Raw genomic sequence first — 19,042 nt, 5'->3', positions numbered from 1 at the left:
GCTCCTCCTCACGGGTTGCGCGCGTCAAAGTGCCGTCGGCGAATCCGGATGATCCGCTGGCCGACGCGAGCGAGTTGATGGGGTTTTACAGGTATCTACCTGCTACAACGCATGCTCCCCGGTCTGCGTTACCTCCGCTACCCCCGAGCGGGAGTGAGACGTGTCACGTTAGGCTTTGGACCGCTCGCGGTAGGTGATGTCGGGGGCTCTGCGCAGTGAGTCCTGAAAACGCGAAGGGAGCGATGTGACAGAGGCAGCAGACGGGAGGGGGCCGTCGGGCGGCGCCACCGTCACGGACGACGCGACAATGCGCCGGGCGGTCGGCGCGGCCGCGGTCGGCAACATCACCGAGTGGTTCGATTTCGGGGTCTACGGCTACCTCTCCACCACCATCGAGGCACAGTTCTTCCCGCCCGGCAATCCCGCGCTGGCCCAGCTCGCGACGTTCGCGACCTTCGCCGTGGCGTTCCTGGTGCGCCCGCTCGGCGGCCTGTTCTTCGGCCCGCTCGGCGACAAGATCGGCCGGACCAAGGTGCTCGCGGTGACCGTCATCCTGATGGCGACCGGCACGTTCCTCATCGGACTGATCCCGTCGTACTCCTCGATCGGGCTGGCCGCGCCGATCCTGCTGGTGTGCGCGCGGGTCCTCCAGGGCTTCTCCACCGGCGGCGAGTACGCGGGCGCGATGACGTTCATCGCCGAGTACAGCCCGGACCGCCGCCGCGGCTACTTCGGCAGCTTCCTGGAGTTCGGCACCTTCATCGGGTACGCGCTCGGCGCGACCGTCTCGTCCGTGCTCCCGCTGGTTTCCACTCCGGCCTTCATGGACACCTGGGGCTGGCGGATCCCGTTCATGGTGGCGCTTCCGCTCGGCATCGTCGGGGTCTACCTCCGGACGAAGCTCGAGGAGACGCCTGCCTTCCAGCAGCTGCTCGACGAGTCGGGCAAGCGCGAGGACGCCGAGGCCAAGCACGTGGTCCGCACGATCTTCGCGAAGTACTGGCCGACGATGCTGCTGGCCGGCGGGCTCGTGGTGACCTGGAACGTCACCAACTACATGCTCACCAGCTACATGCCGACCTATCTGAAGGACGACCGCACGATGTCCGCGAACGGCGGGCAGGCGATCTCGGCGACCGCGGCGGAATGGCTGCAGATCGGCGTGCTGTGGCTGGGTGTGCTGCTCATCCCGCTTCTCGGGCGGCTCAGCGACAAGATCGGCCGCAAGCCGATCCTGTGGGTCGGCGCCGGCGGGCTGATCGTGCTCGGCCTCCCGATGGTGCTGCTGCTCAAGAGCGGGTCGCTGATCTCGGTGCTGCTCGGCCTGGTCCTGATGGGCCTGCTGCTGATCTGTTTCTCCTCGACCTGCCCGTCGACGCTGCCCGCGTTGTTCCCGACCGAGGTCCGCTACGGCGGGCTGTCGATCTCGTTCAACATCTTCGTGTCGGCGTTCGCCGGGACGGTGTCGCTGGTGATGAGCGCGCTGGTGCTGGCGACCGGGGATCTCAAGTGGCCCGGGTACTACCTGATGATCGCCGGCGTGGTCGGCGTGCTCACGCTGCTGAAGCTGAAGGAAACCGCGAAGAAGCCGTTGCCGGGGTCTGCTCCGTCGTTGTCCGCTTCGGAGGACGCGGCGGCCAAGGCCAGCAAGTAACCGCCTGACGAGCTGCGAAGGGCCCCTCGCGTTCGAGGGGCCCTTCTTGGCGTCAGGCCGCTTGCAGCTCTTCGACCCGGGTGGTCCAGGAGCCGTGCGTTCCAGCACGACGGTCCGGGTGTCGTCGTCGCGGGTCAGGCCACGTCGGAGGAGTTCGCCGCCCAGGTGTTGCACTGCTGGGCGCGGTTCTTCGTCGCGCCCTGGCGCCACCAGGAGGCGGAGTGCTCGTCGGTGCCGTGGTCCCGAGGACCGCCGCCGTGGTCCCCGCGGTCCTCGGAGTTCCAGGCCTCGTTGTAGATGTTGCGGTCGATCGAGCCGCCCGCGGCCGACGACGCACCGAGAAACATGCCGGAGAAGCACTGCGCCTGCAGTTCCAGACGGCGGGACAGTTCCAGCCCGGCGTCGGAGTCGGCACCCGCGTCGTACCGCTGTTCGCTCATCGCCTCCTCGACGCCGGACAGGTTCTGCACGTGGTGACCGTATTCGTGGGCCAGCACCGCGAGGTAGATGCCGGGATGCGCGCCGTATTCCTCGATCTGGAGCTTGTCCATCGGCATGTAGATGGTCTCGTTCGTCGGGCAGTAGTAGGCCGCGAAATTGTCACCGGACGAACTGCACGGGCTTTGCATCTGGCCGGACTGCGCGACCACCAGGTTCGGGCTCTCGAACGGAAGGCCGGCGTCGCCGAGCACCGGCGCCCACACCGAATCCAGGCAGCGGATGCCGGACTGGAAGAACCGTTCCGCGCCGGCCCGGTCCGAACTCCAGCGGCTGAGCGTGCACGCCACGTTCTGCAATCCGGCGTCGGCGCTGGCGAACAGCGGGTTCCGCGCGGTCTCCTTCACCGGTCGCGGGCCGCGGGGCGCCGGCGGGGCCTCGGACGCCGGTTCCGAGTCGCTGGTGGTTTCGCGGGTTTCCCTGGTTGTCGAGGTGGCAGTGGTCGAAGTGCTGCTTTCGGTGGTGTACCGGGTGGGCTGCGTTTCCCTGGAGATCGAGGAATACGTCGGCGGCGTGGTGCTCGCCGCGTCGACGCGCTTGTCTTTGTGCACGGCCGCACCGATCGCTGCCAGTCCCCCGACGACCAGCACGATCGCGCCGAGCACCGACACCAGCACGATCACCCCGGCGTGCGATTTCTTCGGCGGTCGCCCGGCGCGGTAGCCGTCGAACCGGGCGACCGGACCGAATTCCGGCTGGGGCACACCAGGGGACGCGGCGAATGGTCCCGGCGCCGGAGCGACCTGCGGTGGCGGCAACGGCGCGGCAGGCGGCGGCAAAGGAACTGCCGGTCCGGCAGTGGGAACCGGCGGTCCGGGAGGGAACTGCTGTGCCAGCGGAGTCGGCGGCCCGCCCGGAAACTGCTGGCCCGGCGGCATCCCCGGCCCCGCCATTCCGCCGCCTGGCATCCCGGGGCCCGGCGGCATCCCGGGCGGCAGCGGCCGCGGCGGCGGGAGCGGGACGGCTCCCGGCGGAACCGGATAAGGACCGCCTTGCGGTGGCCAGGTCATCGTTCCCCCTGCGATTGCGTGATTCGCGTAATCCGGCTTTTTCCACTGCCGGGGCACCCAGCCTAGCCGGTGTGCTCTAGGCTCTGCTGCCGTGGCGAGGAAATGGGTTTCCGCGGCGGCGATCGCGGCATTGGCGGTATTATCCGGTCCGAGTCCGGCGGCGGCCTTCTCCGGAACCGGGTGGCATTCCGAGAATGCGCAAGCGTCCCCCGAAGCGACTGCGGAAATCGCATTGAAACTATTGCGCGACGGCGGCTTCCAGGTCACCGAGAAGGTGACTGTCCCAGGTGGACAACGGCTGGTGTCCACGTTGCCGCTGCGACTGCCCGCCGACGACGGGCAGGACCTCCGCTACACGGTGCGGGACGCGAAGGCCACCGGCGGCGGCGCCGTCGCGCAGGCCGACGACCAGTTGACGCTCACCTTCGGCGCGGGCGAATCCACCGTCGTCTACACACTCGCCGGCGCCCTCGCCGACCAGGGCGGCGGCCAGCAGGTGCGCGCGCTCGTCGCGGGCGGCTTCGACCAGCCGGTGAAGGAAATCAAGGCGTCCTTCCTCGCCCCGGCCCGGCAGATGGCGCCGGTGACCTGTTCGATCGGCGCGAACCAGCCGTGCACGCTGTCCGAGGTCGACCACACCGGCGTGCTGCGGCTGCAGCAGAACGATTTGCCGCCGGGCGCGCGGATGGAACTGTCAGTCGGGCTGCCGCCAGGCACCGCGCCGGCGAATGCCGATTTCGTGCCGGCCAGCGCATTGGCGGCGGCATTCTCGCTCACCTTGCCGTCCGTCATCGGCTTCGCCGTGGTTGCCGTTTTGCTGATTGCCACCGCACTATTCGTATGGCGGCGCCGAAAGCAGGACGAACTCGCGACCAGCGTCGGCGATACCACAATCGAAGTTCTTTTGCAGGAAAACGGCCGAACTTGGTTCGCTTCTCCGGACGGGGTGCTTCCCGGGCAGATCGGCACCGTGATGGACGAGTCGGTGGACCCGGTGGACATCGCGGCCACCGTCGTCGATCTGGCGGTGCGGAATTACCTGTGGCTGGCCGAGCTTCCCGGTCCGGACTGGCAGATCTCCCGGCGGAACCCGCCGGACGAGCACCTGCGCGATTTCGAGCGGGTGGTCTGCGAAACGCTGCTGCCGGAAGGTACCGACACCGTCCTGCTGTCCCGGCTGCACGATCTCGACGCGGCACCGATCCAGGACTCCATGTACCGCGACGTCGTTGCCAGCCAATGGTTCTCGCGTCGTCCGGACACCTCGCGCGGGGTGCTGGCGCTGCCCGGCATCCTGCTGTTCGTGCTCGGCTTGGTCGCGACGGCGGTGCTTTCGTTCACCGTCGGGCACGCGCTGCTGGGCGTCGCGGTCGCGCTCGCCGGCCTGGGTCTCGCCGCGGCTCGCGCGCTGCTGCCGTCCCGCACCGCCCGCGGCCGCGCGGTCGCCGGCCAGATCCGCGGGCTGTTGCACTACCTGCACCGTCTGCGCGCGGAAGACATCGAACGCCCGGCGGACCGCGAGATGGTGTTCTCCCGTTCTCTGCCGTACGCGGTGGTGCTCGGCGACACCGAACGCTGGCTCGGCGCGTTCGCCGGCTTGGACCCGGACGCCGACGGCCAGGCCGGCCTCTCCTGGTACGGCGGCGTCGAACAGGACAATGACCTGCGTCGCTTCGGCCCTCGGCTGCTGGCCTTCCTGACCGCGCTCAACCACGCGCTGACGAAGGAACCGTCGAAAACCGGGTCGTAGAGGGTTGCCGGACGGTAAGCGCTAGGCCGCTTGCAACTCGTCGACCCGGGCAGTCCAGGAGCCGTGCGGTTCCAGCACGACGGCCCGGGTGTCGTCGTCGTGGCGGGTCAGGCGAACGACGAGGTGGTCTTCCGACAGCCGTTCCGCGCTGCCCTCGCCCCACTCCACGACCACCGCGGACGATTCCAGGTCAGTGTCCAGATCGAGGTCGTCCAACTGGGACAGATCGCCGCCGAGCCGGTATGCGTCCACGTGGATCAGCGGCACCCCGGCCGCACCCGCGGCGTGCACCCGCGCCAGCACGAAGGTCGGCGAGCTGACGCGTCCGCCGACGCCGAGGCCGTCCGCGATCCCCCTGGTCAGCGTCGTTTTGCCGGCCCCGAGCGGACCGTCCAACAGCACCAGGTCGCCCGCGCGCAATGCCGCGCCCAGCGTCCGCCCGAAGGCCATCGTGTCCTCGGGGGTTTCCAGAATCACCTTGTCCACCACCAGTTTCGCCGGTTCGGCGCGGCGCTGCCACCACAGCGCTGCAGCAGGTCGATGAGATGGCTGTTCACCAGCTCGGGCTGTTCGAGCTGCACCATGTGCCCGGCTCCGCGCACCCGCACGAGCTCCGCGTCCGGCAGCTCGGCGGCGATGCGCTCGGCGTGCGCGAACGGGGTAAAGCGGTCCGCGTCGCCGCCGATGACCAGCACTTGCGCGTGTTTGAGCCCGGCCAGCACAGCGTAGCGATTGTGACTGCCGAGTGTGTCCACGAAGTTGATCAGCCCGCGCACCGGCGTCACCGCGAGCATTTCCAGCATGAAGTCGACCAGGCGCGGCGAGACGTCACGGCTGCCGAACGCGAGCCGTCGCACTGCCTGCCGGGTCAGCTGACCCCCTGCCGCGCGCACGAACTCCACCAACCCGGGTTGCCATCCGGCCAGCTCGCCGACGCCGCGCGTGAGCGGGTTGCGCTTGGACAGCAACGGCCTCGGCAACCCGCGTGCACCGACTTCGCCCGCCGCGGTCGCGATGAAAGCGACGCCGCATACGCGGTCTTCGAAGAGGTCTGGCCGTTGCGCAGCCAGTTCCATGATCACCATGCCGCCCATGGAATGTCCCATGAGGACGATCGGTCCTTCGGGCACTAACGCGCGCAGCACGCTGTCGAGATCGTGCGCGAGCTGTTCGATCGTCGACGTCTCAGTGGACGCTTCTCCGGACAGACCGTGACCGCGATGGTCGAAGTAGACCTGCCGTACGCGCGGCAGCCGCAGCGAAGCGACGTCGCGGCGCTGGAAGTGCCACGAGCGCCGAGAAAGCGCGAAGCCGTGTACTCCGACGAGAGTCAGCTCCGGCTTCTCACCGTCCTCAGGGTCGATCTCCTCGACCGACAACGGCGTGCCGTCTTCAGCCGCGACAGTGGACGTCCGGTCCGGCTTCAGCTCGCCTAGCGGTTCGTCGGCGAACGGATCCTCGGTCGGTTTGCGTTGCTGCGACGCGACAACTGCCGCTGCCGCGCCCGTCACTACCGCTCCGACTCCGCCGACGATCGCCCACAGCCGCGCCGACGGAGTCACGCCCGCTCCCCCACGTACCGGCGGTGCACCCGCGGCCGGTACATCGAGGTGACGATCTCGTAGTCGATGGTGCCGATCTTGTCCGCCCATTCGCGCGCGGTCGGCTCGCCCGAGCGGCCCGCTCCGAACAGCACGACCTCGTCGCCCACCTTGGGCACGTCCTCGTTGCCGACGTTGACCACGAGCTGGTCCATGCAGACCCGCCCGACGACCGGCCGCCGTTTCCCGCCGAGCCAGACGTCCATCCGGCCGGACAGCGTGCGCGGCACCCCGTCGGCGTACCCGGCGGGCACGAGCGCGAGCGTGGTGTCCTCGTGCGCGGTCCAGGTGTGTCCGTAGGAGACGGATTCGCCTGCCGCGAGCGGCTTGGTGAGCACCACGGTGGAACGGAAGGTCATCACCGGACGCAGGTCGTCGTCGGTGGGCACCGGGTTGAGGCCGTACATCGCGATACCCGGGCGAACCAGTTCGAAGTGCAGGTCGGGCCGGGTGAGCGTGGCCGCGGAGTTCGCCAGGTGCCGGATCGGGTCGAGACCGGCGGCGCGAGCCGCGTCGCAGGCCTCGCCGAACAGCTTCGCCTGCGCGTCGATCGACGCGTGCCCCAGCTCGTCGGCGCAGGCCAGGTGCGACCAGACGGCCACGACCTCGACGCCGCGCGCCTTGGCCGCCGCCTCGACCAGCGCGGGCCAGTCGGCGGGCGGGCAGCCGTTGCGGCTCAGCCCGGTGTCGATCTTGAGGTGCACACGGGCGCGCTTCCCGGCGCGCGTCGCCGCGGCGTCGACCCTGGCCAGCTCGCCGAGGGAGCTGACGCCGAGGTCGACGTCCGCCTCGATGCCGGGCGTGAAATCCAGCTCCGGAACGTCCAGCCAGCTGAAGAGCGGCACGGAAAGGCCCGCGGCCCGCAGGTCGAGAGCTTCCCGCAGCGAACAGGTGCCGAGCCAGCTCGCCCCGGCCTCGACCGCGGCGCGGCCGACGGGAATCGCGCCGTGGCCGTACCCGTCGGCCTTGACCACGCACATCACGGCCGCACCGGGGGCCCGGGCGGCCAGCAAGGAAACGTTGTGCCGCAGTGCGCCGAGATCGATCACGGTCTCGGCGTGCGGAGAACTGGCAGTCATAACGACTGCCAGTTTCCCACGTTGCCAATTCGGCCAAAAGTAGGCCGACCCCCACGCGGCACGCAACCGTCGCTACGAAGTCATTCGGCCGTGGCTGTGGCCGAATTGGCAATAATCGGCGCAGTATCGGCTCAGGAGAGACGCTGGCCGGACGTGCCGGAGAACACGTGCAGCTCGTCCGGTCGGATCCGCAGGTGCAGGGTGTCGCCCATGCCGGGCGGCGTACGCGGGTCGACGCGCGCGACCACGTTGCGTGACGAACCCTCGGCACTCTCCTCGACGCCTGCCCCAAGCTTGCCGTAGACGTAAGCGTCCGAGCCCAGCTCCTCGACCAGCTCCACCTTGATCGGCAGCGCGCCGGCGGTGTCGGTGGTGACCTCGAGCGACTCCGGGCGGAAACCGATGGTGACCGTGTCGCCGTCGGCCGCGGACCGGACCTCGGGCTTGAGCGGCACCTGCACGCCGCCGACCTCGGCGCCGTCCGCGGTGAGCTTCGCGGCGACCAGGTTCATCGCCGGAGAGCCGATGAAGCCCGCGACGAAAACGTTTGCGGGCCGGTCGTACAGCGCGCGCGGGGTGTCGCACTGCTGCAGCAGACCGTCCGACAGCACCGCGACGCGGTCACCCATCGTCATGGCCTCGACCTGGTCGTGGGTCACGTACACGGTGGTGACGCCGAGCCGGCGCTGCAGTGCGGCGATCTGCGTACGGGTCGAGACACGCAGCTTCGCGTCGAGGTTCGACAGCGGCTCGTCCATGAGGAAGACCTGCGGCTCGCGCACGATCGCACGGCCCATCGCGACGCGCTGACGCTGACCGCCCGACAGCGCCTTCGGCTTGCGGTCCAGGTACTGCTCGATGTCCAGCAGCTTCGCCGCGTCGAGCACCTTCTGCTTGATCTCCGACGCGGGCCGCCCGGCGATCTTCAGCGCGAAGCCCATGTTCTGCGCGACCGTCATGTGCGGGTAGAGCGCGTAGTTCTGGAACACCATCGCGATGTCGCGCGAACGCGGCGGCAGCTGGGTGACGTCGCGGTCGCCGATCCAGACCGCGCCCTCGTCGATGTCCTCCAGTCCGGCGAGCATCCGCAGCGCGGTGGACTTGCCCGAGCCCGACGGCCCCACCAGCACGAGGAACTCGCCGTCGGCGATCTCCAGGTCCAGCGCGTCGACCGCGGGACGCTCGGTCCCGGAGTAGCGCCGGGTCGCCTTGTCGTAGGTGATGCTGGCCATCGGTCAGTCCTCTCCCAATTTCGCGGAAACCCCGTGCGCGGCCTCGCGCGCCTCGAGGTGGCGTTGCTGGATCTCGATGCCCGCGGCGCGCAGCGCCCCGGTCGGCTCGTCCAACCCGAGCTGGTTCTTGGTTCCGGTCCACGCGGGCGGTTCGGCGGCGCCAGAAAGCGCCCAAGCGGCCTGTCGAGCGGCCCCGAGCGCGACGTACTCGCCGACCTCGGGGATCACGACAGGCAGGCCAAGCACGATCGGCGCGATCGCGCGGACCGCGGCGGATTGCGCGCCACCGCCGATAAGCAGCACGCGCTTCACGGCCATGCCCTGCGCGCGCACCGCGTCGAGCCCGGCGGCCAAGCCGCAGACCATGCCCTCGACGGTCGCCCGCGCGACGTTCTCCGGCGTCATGTTCGCCCTGGTCAGACCGTGCAGCGAACCGGTCGCGCCGGGCAGGTTCGGGGTGCGCTCGCCGTCGAGGTAGGGCAGCAGCGTGAGGCCGCCCGCACCCGGTTCGGCGGCCAGTGCGAGCCGGTCGAATTCGGCCAGGTCCACCCCGAGCATCGCCGCGCCCGCGGTGAGCACGCGGGCGGCGTTGAGGGCGGCGGTCAGCGGGAGGAACCGGCCGGTGGCGTCGGCGAATCCGGCGACCAGGCCGCTCGCGTCGGCCGCGCCGGTCTCGGTGACGCCGAAAACCGTGCCGCTGGTGCCGATCGAGATCACCGCGTCGCCAGGGGCCAGTTCGAGCGCGAGGGCGGCGGCCATGTTGTCGCCGGTGCCGGCGGAGACGAGCATGCCCTCGCTGGTGTGCCCGGCGACGTCGGACGGGCCGAGCACCGTCGGCAGATCCGGGGTGCGGCCGCCGAACGCGTGCGCGAGAACGTCGGGGCGGTACGTGTTGTCCGTGGGCGAGAAGTAGCCGGTGCCGGAGGCGTCGCCGCGGTCGGTCACCGCGGTTTCCGGACAGCCGAGCAGCCGCCAGGTGAGCCAGTCGTGCGGCAGCAGGACGCGCGCGACCCGGTCGGCGTTCTCCGGTTCGTGCTCGGCGAGCCAGCGGAGCTTGGTGACGGTGAAGCTCGCGACCGGGACCAGTCCGACCGACTTCGCCCACACGCCGGGTCCGCCCAGTTCCTCGGTCAGGTCCTTGGCTGCCTGCGCGGAGCGGGTGTCGTTCCACAGCAACGCCGGGCGGACCACCTCACCGGCCTCGTCGAGCGTGACCATGCCGTGCTGCTGACCGCCGACGCCGATCGCCTTGACGCCGTCAAGGACGTCGCGAGTGGCGTCCGCAAACGCTTGCGCCCACGCTGCGGGGTCGACCTCGGTGCCGTCCGGATGCGGCGCCCGGCCGGTGCGCACGATCTCGCCCGTGCGCGCGTCGCAGACCACGACCTTGGTCGACTGGGTCGACGAATCGACCCCGGCCACCAGCTCAGCTGTCATAGGGCTGCCCCTCCTCGACGTACTCCGCGGCCTCGACCGCCGTTCCTTCGTTCAGCGCGGCCTCGATCTCCTCGGTGGGAGTGGCTTCGCTGGTGATCAGGAGGTCGTAATCGCCGACGGTGCCGTGCGCGTACGTCGCGGTGCGGCCGAACTTCGAGTGGTCGAGGACCAGCACGTTGCGGTTCGCGGCGCGCAGCACGGCCTTCTTCAGCTCGGCGTAGTCGCGGACCGGGTGGAACAGCCTGCCCACCGCGACCGCGCTCACCGAGACGAACGCGATGTCCACGCGGATGCGCTCGAGCAGCGCGAGCACGTCGGGGCCGGAGCAGGAGTCGTACTCGGGGTCGTAATGCCCGCCGGCGAGGACGACGTCGACACCGGTGCCCAGCAGCCGTGCGGCCTGCAGCGAGTTGGTGATGACGGTGAGGCGCTCGATCCGGGCCAGCCGCTCGACCAGCGGGAACAGCGTGGTGGAGTCGTCCACGAACACCGCCTGGCCGGGTTCGACCTGCTGAATCGCGAGGTCAGCGAGGGCTTCCTTCTCGGCCGAGTGCAGCGTGAACCTGCTGGCGGTCTCCATGGTGAGCGCCGGGTACGCCTCGACCTTGCCGCGCAGCTTCCGCAACAGCCGCTTGTCAGCGAGTTCGTCGAGGTCGCGGTGCATCGTCATGAGGCTCACGCCGAACCGGGCGGTGAGGTCGTCGATGCGGACTTCGCCCTGGTCAATGACGTAGTCGAGGATCTCCTGGCGCCGCTGCTCCACCGCGGCGTCGGACGGGCGCGTCTTCGGCCGTCCTGGCGTGTCTCGACTCACATCTCGTTCTTACCAGATATCGCGAGTCGAGTTAACACGTAACTCGATAACTATGCGGTCGCGCGAACCAACCGGAGCGCGGCGGGGATGGCGTCGACCAGACCGGACGCCGACGTCGGCACGTCCTCAGCGGCGAGCGCGCCAGCCAGCGAATGGACCTGCGCAGCAGCGGCGGCGGCCAGCCACGGATCGAGTCCGGCGGCCAGCAATGACCCGACCAGGCCGGTCAGCACGTCGCCGGAGCCGGCGGTGGCCAGCCAAGACCCGCGCGGAGTGTTCACCGCGACGCGGCCGTCTGGAGCGGCGACGACCGTGCAGTGGCCTTTCAGCAGCACAACCGCGTCGTACTTCTTCGCCGCTTCCCGCGCCGCTGCGACGCGATCCGAGCCCGGACGGCGGCCCATCAGGCGTTCGTATTCGCCAGCGTGCGGGGTGAGCACGAGCGGAGTGTCCGGATCGCGGGCGTCGAGGACTTCGGGGGTGTTCGCGATGATCGTGGTGGCGTCGGCGTCCGCGCACACCGGGACGCCCTGGCCGAGGATGTGCCGCAGGATCTCGCGGCCTTCCCCGCCAGTGCCGATGCCAGGACCGACCACCCATGCCTGCACCCGGCCCGCGTCGGTGACCGAGCCAGTCGCGACGATCTCCGGCCAGCGCGAGCGCACGACGTCCGCGGCGTGTCCGGCGTAGCGGACCATGCCCGCCGTCGCGCGGACCGCGGAACCGGACGCGAGCACCGCCGCGCCGGGGTACGTCGCCGATCCGGCCGCGATGCCGACTACGCCCTGGCTGTACTTGTCGTCCTCCGGGCCGGGGATCGGCCACACCTCGGCGACATCGGCCAGGTCAAGGCGGTGCAGATCCGGCTCGTCCAGCCAGGGTCGCAGGCCGATGTCCACCAGCACGACCTCGCCGCATTCCTCCGGAGCCAGCACGTGCACGGGCTTGAGCGCCCCGAAGGTGACCGTGCGCGCGGCGGTGACGTGCGGACCGTCGACCGCGCCGGTGTCCGGGTCGACGCCGCTTGGCAGATCCACCGCCACCACGGGCGCTTCGATCCGCGCGACCAGCTCGGCCGCCTCCGGACGCAACGGGCCGCGAGCCGAAATGCCGACGATGCCGTCCACGACGACGTCCACTCGTTCGATCCACTGTGGACTGTCCGCAGTGGACACCACGCGACCGCCGGATCGCCGCAGTGCGGCCAATCCGGCCGGATGCGCCTTCTCCGGCTTCAGCAATACCGCAGCCACCGCGACACCGCGCCGACGCAGGAAAGCCCCAGCCCACAACGCATCGCCGCCGTTGTTGCCCGAACCGACCAGCAGCACTACCCGACGGCCGGAGACGCCGCCGGTGTACTCGGCCAGCAGCCCAGCCACCTCGGCGGCGAGGCCGAAGGAGGCCCGGCGCATCAGCTCGCCGTCCGGGGTGCGCGCGAGCAGCAGGTCCTCCGCCGCGCGAATCCGTTCTGTAGTCCAGATTCCTTGCACGGCGGCGGCCTCCGGTCTTACTCGACGGTGACGGACTTCGCCAGGTTACGCGGCTTGTCGATGTCGTACCCGCGCGAACTCGCGATCTCCGCGGCCAGCACCTGCAGCGGCACGGTGGAAACCAGCGGCTGCAGCAGCGTCGGGACCGCGGGCACCTCGATGAGCTCGTCGGCGAACGGGCGCACGGTCTCGTCGCCCTCCTCGGCGATCACGATCGTGCGCGCGCCCCGGGCCTGGATCTCGCTGATGTTCGACACCAGCTTCGAGTGCAGCACCGCGCGGCCCTTCGGCGACGGCATCACGACGACGACCGGAAGGCCCTCTTCGATCAGCGCGATCGGACCGTGCTTCAGCTCGCCCGCCGCGAAACCCTCCGCGTGCATGTACGCGAGTTCCTTCAGCTTCAGCGCGCCTTCCAGCGCCACCGGGAACCCGACGTGGCGGCCGAGGAACAGCACCGCGCGCGAGTCGGAGATCCGCCGCGCGATCTCGCGCGTCTGCTCCACAGTGGACAGCACCTTCTGCACCGCGGCCGGCATGGCTTCCAGCTCGGCGAACTCGCGGGCGACCTCGTCCGGGTACTTGGTGCCGCGCGCCTGCGCCAGCGCGAGGCCGACGAGGTAGTTCGCGGCGATCTGCGCGAGGAACGCCTTGGTCGACGCGACGCCGATCTCGGGCCCGGCGTGCGTGTACAGCACGGCGTCGGACTCGCGCGGGATCTGCGCGCCGTTGGTGTTGCAGACCGCCAGGACGCGGGCCTTCTGCTCGCGCGCGTGCCGCACGGCTTCGAGAGTGTCCGCGGTCTCGCCGGACTGCGAGACGGCGACGACGAGGGTGTCGCGGTCGAGAACCGGGTCGCGGTAGCGGAACTCCGACGCCAGCTCCACCTCGACCGGCAGGCGGCACCAGTGCTCGATGGCGTACTTCGCGACGAGCCCGGAGTGATACGCCGAACCGCAGGCGACGACGAACACCTTGTCGACGTCGCGCAGGTCCTGGTCGGAAATGCGCTGCTCGTCGAGGATGATCCGGCCGGCCTCGAAGTGGCCGCGCAGCGTGTTCGCCAGCGCCTCCGGCTGCTCCTCGATCTCCTTGAGCATGAAGTACTCGTGGCCGCCCTTCTCGGCGGCCGACAGGTCCCAGTCGACGGTGAACGGCTTGGCCTGCGCCGCGTCGCCGTGGAAGTCGGTGACCTGGTAGCCGTCGCGGGTGATGACGACCAGCTGGTCCTGGCCCAGTTCGACGGCCTCGCGGGTGTGCTCGATGAACGCGGCGACGTCGGAAGCGACGAAGTGCTCGCCCTCGCCGACCCCGACCACCAGCGGCGACGACCGGCGCGCGGCGACGATCGTGTCCGGCTCGTCCGCGTGCGTCACGACGAGCGTGAACGCGCCCTCCAGCCGGCGGCAGACCGCGGCGACGCTGGCCGGCAGGTCGCCCTTGGTGTCGCCCTCGGTGTAGGCGAGGGAAACCAGGTGCGCGGCGGTTTCGGTGTCGGTGTCGCTGGCCATCTCGATGCCCGCGGCCTCGAGCTCGGCGCGCAACGCGGCGAAGTTCTCGATGATGCCGTTGTGCACCACCGCGACGCGGCCGGTGGTGTCCCGGTGCGGGTGGGAGTTCCGGTCGATCGGAGCCCCGTGCGTGGCCCAGCGGGTGTGGCCCATGCCTGCGGTGCCCGTGAACGCGTCGCGGCCGACCTCGTCGAGCCGGGCCTCCAGGTTGGCCAGCCGGCCGGCTTTGCGCTCGACAGTCAGCGCACCGGCGCCGTCCAGCACCGCCACGCCAGCCGAGTCGTAGCCCCGGTATTCCATGCGGCGGAGCCCACCGAGCACGACGTCCAGAGCCGGGCGGTGTCCGACGTATCCCACGATTCCACACACGCGAACTAGCGTAACGAGACAAGTCCAGTCCCCTACTCCGGTCCCTAGAGCGGGGTTTTCAGTGCCGCTGAGCTGGGCGAGCGACCTCCCCGACAACGCTTGACCGGGTGCCGGCGCAGTCCGGCGGCGGACCCCTAAACCGATCGGGGTGGCGCACCGGGCCGGGGCGGGGCACGGGCAGTAAGGTCACGCGCATGGCCAGCAAGCCCAAGCAGCTGCTCGCGGAGCTGTCCCACCCGGGTCCGCACGAGGTCGTGCGCGGCAACCTCGCCCTGGTCGGACTGCCCGGCGTCGTGTTCACCCCGCGCCAAGGCCTTGGCCTGCCCGCCATCGCGTTCGGGCACGGCTGGATGCAGCCCGCCACCCGCTACCGGCAACTGCTGCACCACCTCGCGAGCTGGGGCGTGGTCGCCGCGGCCCCCGCGACCCAGCTCGGCCCGCTCCCGTCGCACCGCCTGCTGGCCGGCGACCTGCTGACGACGCTCGACATCATCACCACAGTCCGCCTCGGCCCGGACGGCATCAGCGTCGACCCGGAGAAGCTGGGACTGGCCGGCCACTCCACCGGCGGCGGCTCGGCAGTGCTGGCAGCCGCCCAGTCCGCCGGAGCAGGCGACGACGCCCGCCCGAAGGTCCGGGCAGTGGCGACAGTGGCCGCGGCACAGACCTTCCCGCCCGCGACGGAAGCCGCGAAGGTCATCAGCGCCCCCGGCCTGCACCTGGCCGTGGACGGCGACCTGGTCGCTCCGGCGGTCGGCCACGCAGACGCGATCGCGCAGGCGTGGGCCGGTCCGGTGCAGCTGCGGACGCTGGCGAAGTCGTCCCACCTGGCGGTCACCGAGGGTCGGCACTGGAGCCAACTGCTGTTGCAGGGCAAGCCGCAGCGGGCGACTCAGCAGTTGACGAAGGCGCTGTTCACTGCGTTCTTTCTCACGCATTTGACGGGTACGGACAAGTACCTGCCGCTGCTGGACGCCGATGTGAAGCGCGCGCCGATCGAGGTTCCGGAGGACGAGGAACCGGCTGCCTGATCAGGTAGCCAGCCAGTCAGTGTTCGTGAAGTCGTCCTCGTCGTGGTGCACGCCACGACGGTGCCGTCCCGACGGAGGCGCAGGCGGTGCCGGAGCGGGCGTCGGCGGAGGCGTGCTCGGTCGCTGCGGAGCAGGCTCGGACGGCCCGTAATCAGCGCGACGTTCCTTCTCCGCTTCGTCGTCCTCGAAACCGAAGCTGACCTCGCCCTTGGACTTGTCGCCGACGGTCGACTCCATCACCCAGCCGCCGGCTTTCGCCGCACGGCGGGCGTTCTCCTGCACGCGGACGATCACCTGGCCGACCGTGCGCAGCTGCTTGTCGCTGGCCTCTTTGCTTTCCTTGAGGTCCTTCCGGACCCGGCTGCCGATCAACGCGAGCCGTTCCTCCGCCTCGCGTTCGATCTGGGCCATCTTGTGGCGGAATCCCGCTCCCAGGTCTTCGCTGCTCACCGCGTCCTCCCCCGTTCTAACGGCCAGGCTGATCGTCGTCGAGCAGCGAACCGCTGATCCGGTTCGAGTTGGACTGCGAGCCGAAAAGACCGCCGTCGACCCGGTACGCGCTCGACGAACGTTCCTGCTCCTGTCCGCCGCCCGGCGCGTTGCCGAGCCCGCCCATCATGCCGCCGCCCATCATGGCCGGGGTGCCGGAACCGCTCGCCTCGTGGTGCACCGGCGCGGTGCCGAGCTGCGAGGTGTCGGTCGGCGGGGCGTCGCCTGCTGAAGCGGCCATCGGATCGCCGGTGTCGCCGAGACCGTCGTGCGGAACCGTGCCGATCCCGGGATCTGACGAGAACGGGTCGAGCACCGATTGGGCAGTGGTCGACTCGTCCGGTCCCGACGCCGCCGCGGCGGGTTCGCTCGCCGGCTCGTGAGTCACGGGCAGCTCGTGCGAGGGCGGCTGGCCAGGGACGATCCGGTGTTCCTGCGCGCCTGGCTGGTCAGGAACAGCCTGATGGCTCTGCGCAGCGGACTGCTCGGGAACGACCTGGTGGCCCTGCGCGACGACCTGGTCCGGAACGGCCTGGTGAGCGGCAGCGGCAACCGGCTGGCCCGCCGCGGTCGCTGCGTCCGGCACCGGCGTTCCGGGAGGCGTCGGCCCGCCCGGCGTGGCCTGCCCGCCGACCGCGGCTCCACCGCCGGCGCTGTGACCGCTGGGGTTCAGCGCACCGTCGTCACCGAGGGTGTACTTCGTCGGATGGCCCGAGCCGTCGTCGATCGTCACGACCGTCGGACCGTCGGCCCCGGACGGCCGCTCGGCCACGATCGACAGCTTGCCGTCCTGGATGTGGATCTTGCCGTCCGGACCTGGTTGGTACTTCTGCCCGGCGCCCTGCGCGCCGTCCTGGTTCTCCGCAGCGTCCTGGCCAGGGGTTCCGTCGTGGCCCTGTCCGGTCCCTTGCGCACCGTCGTGGCCTTGCGCACCGTCGTGGCCTTGCGCACCGTCGTGGCCTTGCGGTCCGAAGCCGCTCGCCGGGTCCGGATGCTGCTGCCCGGCCACGGGAGTCCCCGGCGGCTGCGTCGCATCCGGCTTCGCCGGGTCGCCGAAGTCGAGGTCATAGGTCTTCTGCTTGCCCGTGCCGTCGTCGACGCTGATCCCCATGTGCCCGTCCTTGCCGGGTTCGGACATGGAGATCTTGTGGCCGTCGTGCTCGACGGTCATCGTCTCGGGCTCTTCGGGCTTGAGCGCCGCGCCCGTCTTCGGGTCGATCGGATACGGCTGGCCCGTCTTCGGATCGACCTCGAGCGGCTGGTGAGTGACCGGGTTCAGTCCCTCGGCCGACTGCGGCTGAGTCTGCGGCGTCTCCGGCATCTTGGGCGTCTGCGCGGCGGCCGGGGTCGGTCCGGAACCGCCAGTGCTCGGCATTCCCGAGTCCTTGCCGCCGCCGGAGGACGACGGCGTGGTCTGCTGGCCGCCCCCGTCCGACTGCTTCCCGCCGCCCTCGTCAGCGGGCTTCGACGACGTGGTGAAGAGGTCCTCGCGGGCCTTGCCCAGCGAAGCGCCCAGCTCGTTCCACACCTGGTCGACGCTCGTGCGCGTGTGCTCGCAGACCTGTTGCCAGTTCGTGACGTGCTTGTCCATGAACCCGCAGAACCCGGCGAGCCACTTCTTGGCCCACTCCTGCCCGGCGTCCTTGGTGTCGTCACCGAGGTCGCAATTGTCGCTGTTGACGGTGTTCTTCAGGTCCTCCGGCATGAACCGAACGAAATGCTTGAAGTCGTCGTCGCTCGCGTTGCGCCCCATTTCGGCGACTCGGATCAACCGGTCGATGTCGCCGGGCGAGAAGTCGCCCTTGTTAGGGTACTCGGTGATGTAGTAGTCCTGCAGCCACTGGCATTTCGCCCGGATCAGCTTCGCGATCGAGGCGATGCTGCGGTCGATCAGGCCCGCCCCGTCCTTCAGGGTCTGCTCAACGGCCTTGGTGCCGTCGGTGATCCCTTTCCAGGACTGCTGAGCCGAATCCCGCGCGTTGCCCGACCAGTTGGCGAACACGGTCGCCATCCGGTTGTCCTGGTCCGCCGCGGCGTCCACAATGGACGCGTTGACGTCCGTCAGTTCCTTGGCAGCCGCCTTGAACTTGTCGAACGGGATGTCCCGCTGCTCGTCGAACGGGTCTCCGACATGCGGCTGGAACGGGTGCTCGGGAAGGTTCTGCGCGACAAGGCCGCGGGCACGATTGTAGAGCGGCAGCAGGTTCCGGAACGGCTGCAAACCCGAGACACCGAGGTCGAGGATCTCGTTCGAGTTCGCGACGCCCGGGTCGGTGTCAGTGTTCTTGGCACCCTGGTCTTTCAGCTTTTGCTTGTCGCCGTCGACTGCCTGCTGCTGTTTGTCCTGCGCCGCCTTCGCGCCTTTGTCGGCTTGCTCTTTCGCCTTGCCGTACCAATCGCGGACGTCGCCACCGCTCGACCACTCCCAGTCCATGTCCCCTTCGGAGATGGACAGCTTGTCCTTGTAGTAGTCGCGCCAGTGGTTGCGGTCTTCGTCGCTCTGGAAGCCGTAGCTCTGCGCTTCGCCGTCGTCGTCTTCGTCCTCGACGTAGTCGAAATAGCGAAGCGCCAGACCCCGTTTGGTGTTGCTGTCGACACTGGGGTCGTTCATCAACTGCTGGAACTCTTGGAAAGTCGGGATATCCCCGTTGCGCTCGGCCATCAGCGCTTGCCGCTCTTCGTGATGGAGTCCGAGCTGCTCGCCTCGTTGGCGGTGTACTTCTTGCTCGCCGACCCGAGGTTGTTCCCGAAGTCCTCAGACGCCTTCACGTAGCTGTCGACGCATTTGCCGACCGCTTCGATGCCGGTCTTGTACAGCTGGAACGAGCCGTGGTGCTTGCGCCCGAAGTCCGCCTCGGTGATCTGCAGCTGATTCAACGCGGGCAGCGTCGTCTGCAGCCGGTCCTTCGCCGCGTCCCGGACAAATCCGCCCGCCGTTTCCAGCATCTGCGGATCGACGTTCTGTCGGTTCCCCACGCTCGCCCCTCCTCGACTGCCGAGTGCTTCCGGACGTTGGACGCACGGAAGCCGTCGACAGTGCCGGACACTCGTCTACGGAATGTACCCGGAGAGTG

Annotated in this window: 15 protein-coding genes; 3 read left to right on the top strand and 12 right to left on the bottom strand. The window is 69.7% G+C overall.

The window, feature by feature from the left end; all coding sequences use genetic code 11:
• Nucleotides 1-244 precede the first annotated feature (244 nt).
• Nucleotides 245-1,654, top strand: a complete 1,410-nt coding sequence (locus L3Q65_RS39940; RefSeq protein WP_182894623.1) for an MFS transporter — start codon at nt 245-247, stop codon at nt 1,652-1,654.
• A gap of 134 nt (nt 1,655-1,788) precedes the next feature.
• Here L3Q65_RS39940 and L3Q65_RS39935 read toward each other — a convergent pair whose 3' ends face one another.
• On the bottom strand, nt 1,789-2,856 hold the full coding sequence (locus L3Q65_RS39935; protein WP_237597970.1) for a neutral zinc metallopeptidase: 1,068 nt from the start codon (nt 2,854-2,856) through the stop codon (nt 1,789-1,791).
• A gap of 397 nt (nt 2,857-3,253) precedes the next feature.
• Here L3Q65_RS39935 and L3Q65_RS39930 point away from each other — a divergent pair, with 397 nt between their 5' ends.
• Nucleotides 3,254-4,912, top strand: a complete 1,659-nt coding sequence (locus L3Q65_RS39930; RefSeq protein ID WP_237597969.1) for a DUF2207 domain-containing protein — start codon at nt 3,254-3,256, stop codon at nt 4,910-4,912.
• A gap of 21 nt (nt 4,913-4,933) precedes the next feature.
• Here the strand turns inward: L3Q65_RS39930 and tsaE are convergent, their stop codons facing one another.
• The 8 genes from tsaE to glmS form a co-directional block, all read right to left on the bottom strand.
• Nucleotides 4,934-5,362, bottom strand: coding sequence for a tRNA (adenosine(37)-N6)-threonylcarbamoyltransferase complex ATPase subunit type 1 TsaE (tsaE, locus tag L3Q65_RS39925; RefSeq protein WP_237600996.1), 429 nt, complete (start codon nt 5,360-5,362; stop codon nt 4,934-4,936).
• 23 nt (nt 5,363-5,385) lie between these two features.
• Nucleotides 5,386-6,474 carry an alpha/beta fold hydrolase gene (locus tag L3Q65_RS39920; protein ID WP_237597968.1) on the bottom strand — a complete coding sequence of 363 codons (1,089 nt, stop codon included), beginning with the start codon at nt 6,472-6,474 and terminating at the stop codon, nt 5,386-5,388.
• The gene (alr, locus tag L3Q65_RS39915; RefSeq protein WP_237597967.1) at nt 6,471-7,592 is read right to left on the bottom strand and encodes an alanine racemase; all 1,122 of its coding nucleotides are present in this window, start codon (nt 7,590-7,592) and stop codon (nt 6,471-6,473) included. The genes L3Q65_RS39920 and alr overlap by 4 nt, the downstream gene beginning before the upstream one ends.
• A gap of 131 nt (nt 7,593-7,723) precedes the next feature.
• Nucleotides 7,724-8,824, bottom strand: a complete 1,101-nt coding sequence (locus L3Q65_RS39910) for an ABC transporter ATP-binding protein (protein WP_182894628.1) — start codon at nt 8,822-8,824, stop codon at nt 7,724-7,726.
• 3 nt (nt 8,825-8,827) lie between these two features.
• A complete protein-coding gene (gene xylB / locus L3Q65_RS39905; protein WP_182894629.1) occupies nt 8,828-10,261 on the bottom strand; it encodes a xylulokinase in 1,434 nt (477 codons plus the stop codon).
• Nucleotides 10,251-11,075: a DeoR/GlpR family DNA-binding transcription regulator gene (locus L3Q65_RS39900; RefSeq protein ID WP_182894630.1), complete on the bottom strand. Its 825-nt coding sequence runs from the start codon at nt 11,073-11,075 to the stop codon at nt 10,251-10,253. The genes xylB and L3Q65_RS39900 overlap by 11 nt, the downstream gene beginning before the upstream one ends.
• Nucleotides 11,076-11,125: 50 nt before the next feature.
• On the bottom strand, nt 11,126-12,568 hold the full coding sequence (locus L3Q65_RS39895) for an NAD(P)H-hydrate dehydratase (RefSeq protein ID WP_237597966.1): 1,443 nt from the start codon (nt 12,566-12,568) through the stop codon (nt 11,126-11,128).
• A 17-nt stretch (nt 12,569-12,585) separates the two neighbouring features.
• Complete coding sequence (glmS, locus tag L3Q65_RS39890) at nt 12,586-14,448, bottom strand: glutamine--fructose-6-phosphate transaminase (isomerizing) (protein ID WP_182894632.1); 1,863 nt, start codon at nt 14,446-14,448, stop codon at nt 12,586-12,588.
• Nucleotides 14,449-14,642: 194 nt separating this feature from the next.
• Here glmS and L3Q65_RS39885 point away from each other — a divergent pair, with 194 nt between their 5' ends.
• On the top strand, nt 14,643-15,479 hold the full coding sequence (locus L3Q65_RS39885; RefSeq protein WP_237597965.1) for a dienelactone hydrolase family protein: 837 nt from the start codon (nt 14,643-14,645) through the stop codon (nt 15,477-15,479).
• Here L3Q65_RS39885 and L3Q65_RS39880 read toward each other — a convergent pair whose 3' ends face one another.
• From L3Q65_RS39880 to L3Q65_RS39870, 3 genes are read right to left on the bottom strand one after another with little or no spacing between them, the layout of a single operon-like run.
• On the bottom strand, nt 15,480-15,929 hold the full coding sequence (locus tag L3Q65_RS39880) for a hypothetical protein (protein WP_182894634.1): 450 nt from the start codon (nt 15,927-15,929) through the stop codon (nt 15,480-15,482).
• A 16-nt stretch (nt 15,930-15,945) separates the two neighbouring features.
• Nucleotides 15,946-18,630 (bottom strand): WXG100 family type VII secretion target, encoded by a 2,685-nt coding sequence (locus L3Q65_RS39875; RefSeq protein WP_237597964.1) that lies wholly within the window; start codon nt 18,628-18,630, stop codon nt 15,946-15,948.
• A complete protein-coding gene (locus tag L3Q65_RS39870; RefSeq protein ID WP_237597963.1) occupies nt 18,630-18,944 on the bottom strand; it encodes a hypothetical protein in 315 nt (104 codons plus the stop codon). The genes L3Q65_RS39875 and L3Q65_RS39870 overlap by 1 nt, the downstream gene beginning before the upstream one ends.
• Between the last annotated feature and the right edge of the window lie 98 nt (nt 18,945-19,042).

Origin of the sequence: Amycolatopsis sp. FU40, assembly GCF_021903635.1 — a bacterium.
Lineage (GTDB): Bacteria > Actinomycetota > Actinomycetes > Mycobacteriales > Pseudonocardiaceae > Amycolatopsis > Amycolatopsis dendrobii.
Note: the sequence above shows the minus strand (reverse complement) of the source record. Positions and strands in the feature narration are given on the sequence as shown.